Origin of the sequence: Rossellomorea vietnamensis NBRC 101237 (assembly GCF_001591825.1) — a bacterium.
In the GTDB taxonomy this organism is placed as follows: domain Bacteria; phylum Bacillota; class Bacilli; order Bacillales; family Bacillaceae_B; genus Rossellomorea; species Rossellomorea vietnamensis.
Genome location: NZ_BCVQ01000025.1, coordinates 1 through 13,742 on the forward strand (window position 1 = coordinate 1; position 13,742 = coordinate 13,742).

14 protein-coding genes are annotated in these 13,742 nt (G+C 45.3%); all 14 read right to left on the reverse strand.

Annotated features, from left to right (window positions below):
- Positions 1 to 351: 351 nt before the first annotated feature.
- Positions 352 to 1,839, reverse strand: coding sequence for a lysine--tRNA ligase (gene lysS / locus BVI01S_RS13375; RefSeq protein ID WP_061810583.1), 1,488 nt, complete (start codon positions 1,837 to 1,839; stop codon positions 352 to 354).
- Positions 1,840 to 2,087: 248 nt separating this feature from the next.
- Complete coding sequence (locus tag BVI01S_RS13380) at positions 2,088 to 2,312, reverse strand: helix-turn-helix domain-containing protein (RefSeq protein ID WP_034763022.1); 225 nt, start codon at positions 2,310 to 2,312, stop codon at positions 2,088 to 2,090.
- Positions 2,264 to 2,788 carry a 2-amino-4-hydroxy-6-hydroxymethyldihydropteridine diphosphokinase gene (gene folK / locus BVI01S_RS13385; RefSeq protein ID WP_034763018.1) on the reverse strand — a complete coding sequence of 175 codons (525 nt, stop codon included), beginning with the start codon at positions 2,786 to 2,788 and terminating at the stop codon, positions 2,264 to 2,266. Before folK ends, BVI01S_RS13380 begins: the two co-directional genes overlap by 49 nt.
- 1 nt (position 2,789) lies before the next feature.
- A complete protein-coding gene (gene folB, locus BVI01S_RS13390; protein ID WP_034763016.1) occupies positions 2,790 to 3,149 on the reverse strand; it encodes a dihydroneopterin aldolase in 360 nt (119 codons plus the stop codon).
- Complete coding sequence (gene folP, locus BVI01S_RS13395) at positions 3,142 to 3,915, reverse strand: dihydropteroate synthase (RefSeq protein WP_082804741.1); 774 nt, start codon at positions 3,913 to 3,915, stop codon at positions 3,142 to 3,144. Before folP ends, folB begins: the two co-directional genes overlap by 8 nt.
- Before the next feature lie 52 nt (positions 3,916 to 3,967).
- The gene (pabC, locus tag BVI01S_RS13400) at positions 3,968 to 4,837 is read right to left on the reverse strand and encodes an aminodeoxychorismate lyase (RefSeq protein ID WP_061810585.1); all 870 of its coding nucleotides are present in this window, start codon (positions 4,835 to 4,837) and stop codon (positions 3,968 to 3,970) included.
- Positions 4,838 to 4,840: 3 nt separating this feature from the next.
- A complete protein-coding gene (pabA, locus tag BVI01S_RS13405) occupies positions 4,841 to 5,425 on the reverse strand; it encodes an aminodeoxychorismate/anthranilate synthase component II (RefSeq protein WP_034763010.1) in 585 nt (194 codons plus the stop codon).
- Positions 5,422 to 6,822, reverse strand: a complete 1,401-nt coding sequence (gene pabB, locus BVI01S_RS13410; RefSeq protein ID WP_061810586.1) for an aminodeoxychorismate synthase, component I — start codon at positions 6,820 to 6,822, stop codon at positions 5,422 to 5,424. Before pabB ends, pabA begins: the two co-directional genes overlap by 4 nt.
- 159 nt (positions 6,823 to 6,981) lie before the next feature.
- A complete protein-coding gene (gene cysK, locus BVI01S_RS13415; RefSeq protein WP_061810588.1) occupies positions 6,982 to 7,911 on the reverse strand; it encodes a cysteine synthase A in 930 nt (309 codons plus the stop codon).
- A gap of 231 nt (positions 7,912 to 8,142) precedes the next feature.
- Positions 8,143 to 9,024: a peptidyl-prolyl cis-trans isomerase gene (locus tag BVI01S_RS13420; RefSeq protein WP_061810589.1), complete on the reverse strand. Its 882-nt coding sequence runs from the start codon at positions 9,022 to 9,024 to the stop codon at positions 8,143 to 8,145.
- A 24-nt stretch (positions 9,025 to 9,048) separates the two neighbouring features.
- Positions 9,049 to 9,930: an Hsp33 family molecular chaperone HslO gene (hslO, locus tag BVI01S_RS13425; protein ID WP_061810590.1), complete on the reverse strand. Its 882-nt coding sequence runs from the start codon at positions 9,928 to 9,930 to the stop codon at positions 9,049 to 9,051.
- A gap of 19 nt (positions 9,931 to 9,949) precedes the next feature.
- A complete protein-coding gene (locus BVI01S_RS13430; protein ID WP_167562119.1) occupies positions 9,950 to 10,717 on the reverse strand; it encodes a type III pantothenate kinase in 768 nt (255 codons plus the stop codon).
- 411 nt (positions 10,718 to 11,128) lie between these two features.
- Positions 11,129 to 13,090: an ATP-dependent zinc metalloprotease FtsH gene (ftsH, locus tag BVI01S_RS13435; RefSeq protein ID WP_051758441.1), complete on the reverse strand. Its 1,962-nt coding sequence runs from the start codon at positions 13,088 to 13,090 to the stop codon at positions 11,129 to 11,131.
- 103 nt (positions 13,091 to 13,193) lie between these two features.
- Positions 13,194 to 13,742, reverse strand: a complete 549-nt coding sequence (hpt, locus tag BVI01S_RS22970) for a hypoxanthine phosphoribosyltransferase (RefSeq protein WP_034762998.1) — start codon at positions 13,740 to 13,742, stop codon at positions 13,194 to 13,196.

The window sequence follows — 13,742 nt, forward strand, 5'->3', positions numbered from 1 at the left end:
GTGTAAGTACTTCTCTCGAAGCGACCCTTACTATGTTACATGATTGTTAGCTTGTTGTCAACAACTTTTTAAAAGAAGTTTTGATCAAGTTTTTCATGTTGTGTGTCGCGTTTTGCGGCAACAGATAATACTATACCACCATAAAAACCCTGGCGCAAGAGTTTTTATGATACTTTTTTAACTTCTATATAATATCAGCCAAATGACATTGTTTCCTTTCATTTTTACGTAAAAGAATGAGCTCCTTTAGTCCCGATTGAGTATTTGCACCAAATTATTATCTACCATCTTTTTCGATATGATTCAAAAAAACAGCCAAGGCTGAACCCTCGGCTGTTTTTACATATCTTATTAGTCACGGTGACGCATTAATGGGAATAATAGTACGTCCCGGATGGATGGGGAATTGGTTAACAGCATAACAAGTCTGTCGATGCCGATACCCAGGCCACCCGTTGGCGGCATTCCATATTCAAGAGCCTCGATGAAATCATTATCCATCATGTGGGCTTCGTCGTTTCCTTCTTCTCTTTCTTTCAATTGTGCCTCAAAGCGTTCTCTTTGATCGATCGGATCATTCAGCTCCGTGAAGGCATTGGCATGTTCACGGCCAACGATGAATAGTTCAAAGCGATCCGTGAAGCGCGGATCTTCATCATTCTTCTTCGCAAGTGGAGAGATTTCCACGGGATGACCATAGATGAAGGTAGGCTGAATCAGCTTATCTTCCACCTTTTGTTCGAAGAATTCATTGACGACGTGACCATATTGCATGTTGTCTTTGATTTCGATGCCGTGTTCTTTGGCAAGGGCACGTGCTTCTTCATCGGACATTTCCTGCCAGAAGTCTACACCTGTGTGCTCTTTAACGGCGTCTACCATATGAAGACGAGTCCATTCCGGCTCAAGGTTGATTTCATTGTCAGCGTATTGAACCGTAGTAGATCCGAATACTTCCTTTGCGATATGGGCAACAAGATTTTCAGTCAGAGCCATGATGTCACGGTAATCTGCATACGCTTCATAAAGCTCGATCATCGTGAACTCAGGGTTATGTCTTGTTGAAACTCCCTCGTTACGGAATACACGACCTATTTCGTATACTTTTTCAAGACCGCCAACAATCAGGCGTTTTAGATGGAGCTCGATTGCGATACGCATATAAAGGGGCATATCAAGAGCGTTATGATGTGTATTGAACGGACGGGCAGAAGCCCCACCTGCGATTGCGTGCATCATTGGTGTTTCTACTTCCAGGTAACCGTTATTGTCCAGGTATCTTCTCATGGATTGAATGATGCGGCTTCTGGCGATGAACGTTTCTTTGCTTTCCTGACTTGTAATCAGGTCCAGATAACGTTGACGATAACGTTGTTCAACATCTTTTAAACCGTGGAATTTTTCAGGAAGCGGGCGAAGTGCTTTCGTCAGCAGGTGGAATTCTTTCGCTTTAACAGAAAGTTCCCCTACCTTTGTTTTGAATACAGTACCCGTGATCCCTACGATATCACCAAGGTCTGCTGTATTGAAAACCTCATACGCTTCTTCCCCTATGGCATCTTTACGAACATAGATTTGAACTTGTCCAGTCAAATCCTGAAGATGGGCAAATCCCGCTTTCCCTTTTCCGCGCTTCGTCATGATACGGCCTGCGATCGTGACAGTGATATCTTTCTCTTCCAGTTCCTCTTTAGAAAACTCATCGAATTGAGATTTGATATCCGATGAACTGTGTGTTCGATCATATCGTTTACCGAATGGATCCTGTCCCTTTTCACGGATGGCTTCCATCTTTTCGCGTCTGACGCGAAGCTGGTCATTGATTTCTTCGTGACTCATGTGTTTCACTCCTATTCTATCTGCTTGCTTTAGTAGACTAATACGGTTATATACCATACTATTTTACACAATATCTATGTTTGTAACACCCCTAAAGTATGAGTAATTTCAGAAACGTACGCCGAGGTGCCCGAAAACCTATTGAAAAAATCTAAAAAAGGCCGATCCAATAGGGTGACAGGGTCACATATTGGTTACAGCCTTATCTAGAATAACATAAAAAGGAATACAGGTGAATCATGCGGCTTTTACTCACTACGGTCAGATTCTTCTTGAGGGATCAGATCGTTCAGTGGAATGTCCAGGACTTCTGCAACGTTCTCCAAAAAATCCTCTTTCGGTATCCGACTCCCTCTTTCCACTTCCCCAAGGACCGAAACGGAGATGGAAAGTTCCTTGGCCAAACTCTCCTGAGTAAATCCTTTTAGCTTTCTGAATGCACGAATGCGTCTTCCCCATTTATCTGTTTCCATAACCGAACTCCTTCTTTGTCAGGTATTTCGTCCAGAAATTCAGCCAACGGGGCATTAAAAGATGGGTGCTCGATACTTGGAGCCACCTCTAATAACGGGATTAATACAAATGCTCTTTCTTGCATTCTTGGATGAGGGATGAGAAGATTCTCTGCTTCGATCGTTTCGTGATTAAAGAGTAAGATATCGAGGTCGATTATCCTCGGACCCCATTTGAACTCCCTTTCCCTTCCAAGGTCGATTTCCACCTGCAAGCACTGATGTAATAGAGTTTCTGGACTTAAACTGGTACGAATTTCGATGACCATGTTCAAAAATTGATCTTGTTCTGTAAATCCTACCGGGTCTGTTTCATACAGAGAGGATCGTTTCGTTACCTCTATCTTACCATGACTGCCTAAGATGTTTATGGCTTTTTCTAAATAACCCGCCCTGTCTCCCATATTGGAACCAAGGGAAATATATGCAGTATTCATCCTATCGACTCCTATTAATCTCCACCGCCACCGATCGGTAATGACCAGGAATGGGTGGATCAGGCTTGATTAGTGTGATTTTGCAGCTCTTGACAGCGTTGAATGTTTCCAGGATCCGGGAAGAGATGTCTTCAGCCACAGCTTCGACCAGATTCCTGGGCTCTCCTTCCACAACACTTTTGGTGATGGAATAGATCTCCGCATAGTTTACGGAGTCTTCAAGCTGATCGCTTTGACCGGACTTCCTTAAATCTAAATGCAACTCTACACTAACACGAAAACGTTGTCCAAGTTTGTTCTCCTCCTGGAATACACCGTGATAGCCGTAAAACTCCATTTCGTTCAATAGAATCTTATCCATACCTTTTCTCCTTTCCAACGAGGACATCCATCATCCTTGCCATGCGTGCCATTTCCTTTACATCATGAACACGTACGATGTGACAGCCTTTTTGAATACCGTAGCAAACTGTCGCCCCCGTCCCCTCCATCCTCTCCTTAACAGGGAGATCAAGGACATGTCCGATGATGGATTTCCGTGACGTTCCGAGCAGGACCGGATAGCCAAGGGAGACGATGACATCCAGATGCCTCATCATTTCTATGTTCAATTGTACTGTTTTGGCAAAACCAATGCCAGGATCGAGGATGATCTGTTCATCTTTTACACCCGCTCCCTTGGCGATGAAGATGCTCTCCTGCAAATCTTGAATCGCACCCCGGACGAAGTGGTTGTATTCCCGATTATCCCGGTTATGCATGAGAATGATCGGAGCACCGGTATCTGCTGCTACCCGTGCCATTTCAGGGTCCTTTTTCGCACCCCATACATCGTTAATGATACTTGCGCCCGCTTCAATCGCTTTTCTTGCCGTCGCAGCCTTATACGTGTCAATGGAGATTGGTACGTTCACTTCCCGGGAGATCGCTTCAATAATCGGCACAACCCTGGAAATCTCTTCTTCGGCAGGAACGACCTCATGGCCTGGCCGGGTCGACTCACCACCTATATCAATGATATCAGCACCCATTTCCACCATTTCTTTCGCCCGATCGACAGCCCGGTCCAACTCATTGAAAGACCCGCCGTCCGAGAATGAATCGGGAGTGATATTCAGTATCCCCATGATCAGGGTCTTGTCTGTAAAATCAAGTTCATATTTTCCGCACTTCAATGCGTCATCCCCCTCGCTTCATTTCCTGTATTGAATTCAAGTGTCGTGTATATTTCGTATACTGCTCATGAAACAACCCAACATACTTCCCATGTCGGCCCGGTAAACGTAAAGAGTCCATTTTGTTCACCGGTATGATCTCTTGAACGGAATTCGTGAAAAACACTTCGTCCGTTTCAAGCATGTCCACTTTTTCAAACATCCCGACCTGTACCGGTATATTCAATCGATCGGCAAGAGCCAGGATGAACTGCCTGGTGATCCCGTTTAACAAACCGGTTTCCACCGACGGCGTAAATAATTCCCCGTCCTTTACCCAGAAGAGGTTGGAGGTGATCCCTTCACAGAGGAACCCTTCTTTTGTCAGAAAGATCCCTTCTCTATCCACGGCTGCCCCGAGTTCCCTTTTTGCCGCCATATTGTTCAGGTAATGATGGGATTTGAGACGTTCTCCCGTTTCCGGAGTGTTTCTTCTAAGCTTCAGGAACACTCCTTCCTTTTCCTTTAAGGGGGCGGAAGGAGGTAATTCCTTTTGAAAAAGAATGACGGTTGCGTTCTCGTAAGGAGTCGTCTTCAGGCCGATTTCCCCTGGTCCGCCTGACACATTAAACCGGCAATATGCATCCTTAAGGTCGTTTTTCTTTAACAGCTCCGAGATGGTCGACCTGATCGTTTCCTCATCCAGGTCGGCTTCAATATTCAATTCCTTTAACCCAAGTGACAGTCTGTTCAGATGATCTTTTAGTAAAAAGGGATGACCATCATAGGTGCGAAAGGTTTCAAATACTCCCATGCCGTACAAATAGCCGTGGTCGAATGGAGAAATGGCCGCTTCTGACTGGTGTACGATGTCTCCGTTTATATATAGATACATAAGTCAGGCCAACCCTACTTTTTTATACGCGTTCAGAAAGTTAAGGAGCAGCCGCTTCCCCTGCTCCGTCATGATGGATTCAGGGTGGAACTGCACTCCCTCCAAGGGAAGGTATTTATGTCTGATCGCCATGATCTCTCCCTGTGCCGTTTCTGCTGAAATATCGAAGCAATCCGGAAGGGTCTCGCGTTTAACGATCAGGGAATGATACCTCGTAGCATTGAAAGGATTCGGCATCCCTTCAAATACGGTTTTCCCGTCATGGATCATCGGGGAGACCTTTCCGTGCATCAACCGTTCGGCACGAATGACATCTCCTCCGAAAACCTGGGCGATTGACTGATGTCCGAGACAGACGCCGAAGATCGGAATCTTCCCGGCAAATGTCCGGATCGCCTCAAGACTTACACCCGCTTCGTTCGGGCTGCACGGACCCGGAGAAATCATCAAATAATCCGGAGACAAAGCTTCAATTTCATCGAGGGTGATCTCATCGTTTCGCTTCACGATCAGTTCCTCCCCAAGCTCCCCTAAAAATTGCACAAGATTATAGGTGAATGAATCATAGTTATCAATCATGAGAATCATAGGTTTTCTCCTTCCGCCATTGCCTTCGCGACCCAGAGGGCTTTCGCTTTTTTGAGGGATTCCTTGTATTCGTACTCCGGATTGGAATCGATCACTACTCCCGCTCCTGCTTGGATGTGACCTTTTCCTTCTTTGACAAGCATCGTGCGTATGACGATGTTCAATTCCATATCGCCATTGAGACCGATCCAGCCAATGGAGCCTGTGTAAATGCCCCGCCTGACCGGTTCAAGCTCTTCGATGATCTCCATCGTCCTCACTTTAGGAGCCCCGGTAATCGTTCCCCCGGGAAAAACAGATCGAATGACGTCCGCCCCTGTTTTGGTTTCATCCAATTTGCCCCTGACATTGGATACGATGTGCATGACGTGGGAATATTTCTCGATCACCATGAACTCGTTGACTTCGACTGTGCCGTATTCGCACACCTTCCCCAGGTCATTCCGCTCCAGATCAACTAGCATCACATGCTCGGCTCTCTCTTTTTCATTATGGATCAGTTCCAGGGCAAGTCTCTCATCCTCATCCGCATCCTTTCCACGGGAACGGGTACCTGCAATCGGCCTTGTGCTTACTTCCATTCCTTTTTTCTTCACGAGCAGTTCAGGTGACCCGGAAACAATCTGGAAATCCGGGCTGTGGATATAACTCATATAAGGAGAGGGATTTAATTCCCGAAGCTTTTTGTAAACCGCATATGGCTCTGTTCTCAGCTGTTGAGACTGCCGGACAGATAAATTCACCTGAAAGACATCCCCCTGTGAGATATAAGCTTGAATTCTTTTCACTGCTGCTGAAAATTCTTCCTCATCCATCGACACTTCAACTTCCGCCATGTCGTCATTGGAAACCTTCTTCGTTTCATTCTTGGATGACAGGGCATTATCCCAGGAAGCAGTCCACTGTGAAAGCTTCGCCACTGCCGATTCCGGATCTTGCTCGGATAACATCATTGTCCATAAACAATCCTCCTGATGATCGAAGACCGCCCACTCTTTCAGGTAGTAAAAATAAAGGTCGGGAATCTCCAGATCATCACGTCCCAGCGAAGGAAGTTTCTCGATCTTTCTTGCATAATCATAACTAAGAAAACCGATCACTCCCCCCTGGAAGTCAGGGAGATCCTCTCTTCTTTCCGTTCGATGGGGGGTCATCCATTTTTCCAATTGGATCAATGGATCTCCATGTATCACTTCAGCTCCAGTAGAGTCTTGTATTCTCAAACCTTCCGGAATACTTTGGAAAATGACGTCAGGTTGCAGTCCAGCCACACTATAACGACCACCCCGTCCGCTTTCTAACAAAATGTGATGTGTTTGATGCTGACTGAGCTGTTCGTATGCTGCGAAGAATTGTTCTTTGGTTGTATGGTTTTTATGAAAATACAGGTGCTGCACGGACCCCTCACACTCCTAATGTTTATCTCCTTTCATGATACATGAACTTCAGGAAGGTTTCATCGTTAAAAAATTGAAATTATGCAGGGCTGAGAGGTTTTTTAAACATAAAAAAAGGATCCTGAAGCAACATGCACTTCAGGATCCGGCATTCACATTCTATTCTTCATCAAATTGGTAAAGTGGAGTGCTTAAATAGCGCTCCCCGTTACTAGGGAGGATGGCGAGCACTTTTTTGCCCTTCCCTAACTTCTTCGCTACTTCTAGGGCTGCAAAGATGGCTGCCCCGGAGGAAATCCCGCCTAAGACCCCTTCTTCTTTAGCCGCTCTTCTTGCATACTCAAAAGCTGAATCCTTATCCACCTGTATAACATGGTCATACACATCTGTATCTAAAATCTCAGGAATGAATCCGGCTCCGATTCCCTGAATTTTATGAGGACCCGGCTTTCCTCCTGATAAGACAGGGGAATCCGAAGGCTCGACTGCATATAATTCAACCGATGGATAATGCTTTTTCAACACTTCACCAACGCCCGTAATCGTTCCGCCAGTACCGATACCTGCGATGAGGGCATCAAGCTGATCACCCATCTGTTCCACGATTTCCGGTCCGGTCGTTTCACGATGAACCTTGGGATTAGCTTCGTTTTTGAATTGCTGCGGCATGAAGAAGCCTTTTTCTTTCGACAGCTCTTCCGCTTTGCGAATGGCGCCATTCATTCCTTCAGAACCCGGTGTCAATACAAGTTCTGCTCCGTAGGCTCGTAACAGGTTGCGCCTCTCTGTACTCATCGTGTCAGGCATGACGAGCAAAGAACGGTAACCTTTAGCGGCAGCGACCATGGCAAGGCCGATACCCGTGTTGCCGCTTGTCGGCTCAACGATCGTATCTCCGGGTTTGATCGTACCTGCAGCTTCCCCTGCTTCAATCATGGCCAGGGCGATCCGGTCTTTCACAGAACTGCCTGGATTCATGTATTCTAATTTCAAATAAACATCCGCACTATTCTCATCCACTAATCGATTCAGTTTTACCACTGGAGTCTGACCTATTAATTCTGAAATTGAATTGGCTACTCTCACCATTCGTTCATCACTCCTAATTCCAAGTAAATTTGTTGGTTTTAATAAAATGTAACAATATTCAATATATTTGTCAACGGAATTGCTTTTCTTTTCCGGGCACTGCTATACGGCATACACCGATGGCACACCCTCTTCACTCACCTACATTTATATGCACCTTACACTTATCCTATGTTTCGTTGAAAGGGTTCGAACTATGTAAAAGGAGCTGACCGAAAGTCAGCTCCTTCATTACTCCTGCTTGCCATAAAACCACTCGACGTCCACCTCATCCCAAAAGGATTCAGGCTTAAGCGGTGTTTCAACCTGTTCTAAAGCAATCTGTCTGCGAATTTGTGATTTTACTTCCTTAAACGAAAAATCCCTCTCCTTCAGAATACCGTCGACATAATAAATCACATAGTCTGAATCCTGTTGAATCGGTGATGTCCATTCACCCTGCGATAAGGGTTCTACCTCCGACTTCGCTTCCGGAGAAAGAATATCTCCATCAATGGGAACATACCCAATGTCCCCTCCTAAATGTGCGCTTTGCTCATCGGTAGACCGTTCCATGGCCAGTGCTTCAAAGTTAGATCCGCCATCGAGTTCCTTCAGAACCTGATCCGCTTCTGTTTGATCCGCTACCTTCAATTGCTTCAGCTTGTACATTTTAGGGATTGAATACTGCTCCTCATTCTGAGCATAGAATTTCTTCATCTCTTTTTCGGGAACCTGAACGTCCTTCGTGATGAGCTCCTCTAATAATAATTCAGATTTGATCTGCTCTTTCAGCGTATCTTCATCTTCAAGATTCTCTTCATCATAGGCATTATAAACGGATTGAATCAGGTAGTATTCCTGTTCTACTTCTTTATTTGAAACAGAAATATCGTATTTCTTCGCCAGGTGGTCGATCACTTTTTGATTGACCATGGCCCTCAATTCTTCTTTACCATGTTGCTGCTCCAGTGCGTATAACCAATCCTCCCGGGTCACTGATTCCCCGCCAACCGATGCCACCACTTCAGGGGTACCGACTTTCCCCGAGGACCAGTTCCACACAAGTGTGATCAGATTCGTGACAAGCAGTACCCCGATGATCACCATGAGTACAGACCGTTTAATTCTCATTTCCCCATTCTCCCTGAATGTAATTTATTCCTTAGCGCTTTCTTTCAGTTCTTCTAATTCTTCTTTAGAAAATAGATAGGTTTCATTACAGAAATGACAGCTTGCTTCCGCACTGCCGTCTTCATCGATCATCTCTTGAATTTCCTGTTCCCCTAAGCTGATGATGGCATTCGAGAAACGATCTTTATTGCATTGGCACTTAAATGCTACTGGAAGTGTTTCAAGTACTTTGACCTCCCCTTTTCCTAGTACTTCTTCCAATACCTCTTCAGGACTTAGGCCTTTTTCGATCAATTTGGAGATTGGAGGGATTTTCGCCAGGCGTTCCTCAATCTTTGTAATCGTTTCATCCTCTGTACCAGGCATAAGCTGGAGGATGAATCCTCCTGCAGCAAGTATCGAGTTGTCTGGATTGACCAGCACTCCCACCCCTACAGATGATGGCACTTGTTCTGACGTGACGAAATAATAGGTGAAGTCTTCCCCGAGTTCTCCTGATACAATCGGAACCTGACCAGAGAAATGGTCTCTCATACCGATATCTTTCACAACCGATAACGTACCTTCCATACCGACCGCACGGCGGACATCAAGCTTTCCGTGCTCATTCAAATCAAAGTGGACATGGGGATTGGTCACGTATCCTCTGACCTCACCTTTTGCATTGCTGTCCACAAGGATGGCTCCGATCGGACCGCCGCCTTCTACTTTGATCGTCAATTTATTTTCACCTTTCAGCATAGCTCCCATCATCACACCGGCACTGATGCTTCGACCAAGTGCTGCAGATGCAGTCGGCCATGAACCATGTCTTCTTTGTGCTTCTCCTACTGTATCCGTACTTTTGACAGCATACGCACGTACCTGCCCGTCATAGGCTAACGCCTTTACTAAATAGTCACTCATGGTTGTAGCTCCTTTCACTCTAGTTCATGTTTCTCTTATAGATTAATTTTAACCCTTTCAACGTCAAGAATGGATCTACTACGTCAATGCTATTGGATTCTTTCGAGATCAGCGTGGCCAATCCTCCCGTTGCAATGACCGTTGGCTCCTTCTTACTTTGTGCTTTCATTCTTTGAACGATACCTTCGACTTGTCCGACATATCCATAAAGGATACCCGCCTGCATGGCAGTGACGGTATTCTTACCGATGATCTGTTCCGGACGGGCGATTTCAATCCTTGGCAGTTTGGCCGCCTTGGAGTACAGGGCCTCCGTTGATATACCTATTCCCGGGGCGATCGCACCACCCATATATTGTCGTTCTTCATTGATATAGCAATACGTCGTCGCTGTACCGAAGTCAACGATGATAAGCGGGCCGCCGTATTCGTGAATGCCAGCGACTGCATTGACGATCCGGTCCGCTCCGACTTCCCTGGGATTTTCGTACTTGATGTTCAAGCCTGTCTTAATCCCGGGTCCAACGACAAGCGGAGTAATATGAAAATACTTCTCGCACATGCGTTCCAAACTGAACATGATTGGAGGGACAACGGAAGAAATGATGATTCCGTCAATTTCCTCAAACGTCAGATCCACATGCTCAAATAGATTCTTTACAAGCATGCCAAACTCATCTTCGGTTTTATGTCGATTCGTTTCAGCTCTCCAATGATATTTTAAATGGTCATTTTCATATACACCAAACACAATATTGGTATTCCCTACATCCATTACAAAAATCAATATCCTCACCTACTAAGCCAATTGTTTTCACACTGCCAACATCATACCATAATTTATTTTAAATAGGTATAAAAGCGCAAGGGCTTTGCCTAGAGGCGACAAGCATAAGATGAACATGCCTAAAAGGCGGGATTTTGCCTTTTGGGCATGTTTAGCTTATGACCTCGAGCCTCTAAGCCCTGGAGCTGGATGGTACAAAAGCGGAACCGGCTTGGTCAGATCCGACAAGCATAAGATGAATGGGCCAGGAAGGCGTTCTTTGCCTTCTTGGACCATTTAGCTTATGACCTCGAGGATCTAGCCGGTGGAGCTGGATGAGTACAAAAGCGCAAGGGCTTTGCCTAGAGGCGAAAAGCACAAGATTCAGTAATCAAAAAAGGATGCACCCATAAATGAGTGCATCCTTTACTATTACGTGCGATCTGAGTTAGAGTCGTCTTCTTTGGAAGTTGTGTCTTCTACAATCGCAGTTTCTTCATTTTTCTTCTGGATGTTGACCTTCACGTCACTGTTATCCTGATCGGATTCATACGTGCGTTCAGGCAATTTGCCGTGATCCATTAGAGACTTGATTTGCGCTGCGTCTAATGTTTCTACATCCAACAATGTTTTGGCAATGAGTTCAAGCTTGTCACGATTCTCAGTAAGAATCTGCTTCGCTCTCTCATAACTGTCTTTAATCAGACGCTGCATTTCTAAGTCAATTTCATACGCGATGGCATCTGAATAGTTTTGTTCACTATTGATGTCACGTCCAAGGAACACTTGACCACCTTGGGACTGACCGAACTGAAGTGGTCCGAGCTTGTCACTCATACCATATTCAGTGACCATTTTACGGGCGATTCCAGTTGCACGTTGGAAGTCATTGTGCGCACCAGTGGATACATCTCCGAAGATGATTTCCTCTGCTACACGACCACCGAGTAATCCGGTAATCTTATCAAGAAGCTCAGGCTTCGTCATGAAGTAACGGTCTTCCTTAGGAAGCATGACAGCGTAGCCGCCAGCCTGCCCACGAGGAACGATGGTTACTTTATGTACCATGTCAGCTTCATCAAGGACTAATCCGATCACGGTATGACCCGCTTCGTGGAATGCCACGATTTTACGTTCTTTTTCAGATATGACGCGGCTCTTCTTCGCAGGACCTGCAATGACACGGTCGGTTGCTTCGTCGATATCACGCATATCGATTTTCTTTTTGTCCTCACGGGCCGCAACAAGTGCCGCTTCGTTCAGAAGGTTTTCCAAATCGGCTCCGGAGAAACCTGGTGTTCTCATGGCAATCGCTTTAAGATCGACAGAATCATCAAGCGGTTTGTTATGAGAATGTACTTTAAGGACAGCTTCACGACCTTTTAAGTCTGGACGATCTACTGTGATTTGACGGTCGAAACGTCCTGGACGCAATAATGCCGGATCCAGAATGTCTGGTCTGTTCGTTGCAGCGACGATGATGATTCCTTCGTTCGCTCCGAAACCATCCATCTCAACAAGTAACTGGTTCAGGGTTTGCTCACGCTCATCGTGACCTCCGCCCAATCCTGCTCCACGCTGACGGCCGACTGCATCAATCTCATCAATGAAGATGATACAAGGCGCATTCTTCTTCGCATTTTCAAATAAATCACGTACACGAGATGCACCGACACCGACAAACATCTCAACGAAGTCGGAACCACTGATTGAGAAGAATGGAACTCCCGCTTCTCCAGCTACCGCTCGTGCAAGTAAGGTTTTACCTGTACCAGGAGGTCCCACTAGAAGGACACCCTTCGGAATACGGGCACCCACTTCAGAGAACTTGCGTGGATCCTTTAAGAATTCCACTACCTCTACAAGCTCCTGCTTTTCTTCATCTGCTCCCGCTACATCTTTAAAGCGGACTTTCTTCTTCTCTTCACTGTAAAGCTTTGCCTTACTCTTACCAAAATTCATGACACGGCTTCCGCCGCCTTGAGCTTGGTTAAGTAAGAAGAAGAACAGAATGAAGATGATGACAAACGGAATAATGGTTGTGAAGAAAGATACCCAGCCGCTTGTTTCCTTGGCCTGTAACACTTCCACATCAATGCCCTGCTCTGACGCAGCCGCATTGATCTTATCCATCAGCTTTCCATCTGTAGTAAGGACATAGGTCAAGAAGTACTCTCCTTCTTTAGCCCCTTCCATCTGTCCTTTTACTTCATAAACACCTCTGCCAGGTTGAATTGAAAAAGAAGAAACATCTCCGTCTTCAAGGTTATTAATAAATGTACTGTACTCGATATTTTTGGTTGGCTCGTTGTTGTTACTGAAATAACTCACCACACCTATGATCACTAAAAAGACCAGTAAATAGAATATGGTGTTTCGAAAGATCCGGTTCATCCCTTACCTCCTCCCACGGGTAAACAAACTAAGTAAAATAGTATCATAGAAAATCATGGCATTACAACAAATTGCACTTACAAGATTCCTCTTTAGAATATACTTATTCTCCTGTTGTATACACTCTTGGTTTTAAAACACCGATATACGGCAGATTACGATATCTTTCAGCGTAATCAAGGCCATATCCGACCACGAACTCGTCAGGAACAATAAAGCCCACATAGTCCGCTTTGATATCTGCTTTACGACCGGTTGGCTTGTCAAGCAGAGTCACAATGCTGATGGATTTTGCCTTACGATAGCGGAAAAGCTCTACCAAATAACTTAATGTCAATCCGCTGTCGATGATATCTTCAATGATGAGGATATCCCGGCCTTCCACCTTGGTATCTAAATCTTTCACAATCTTTACTTCTCCGGAAGAGACAGTAGAGTTCCCGTAGCTGGATACATCCATGAAATCCATTTCCATATGGGTATCCATGCGCTTGCAAAGGTCAGCCATAAATGGCATCGCACCTTTTAAAACGCCAATCGCCAAAGGAAAACGATCTTGATATTCCTCTGTTAATTGTGCACCTAACGCTTTGATCTTTTCTTGAAGTTCTTCTTCTGAAATTAACACTTTCTCAATATCTTGGTTTAACAA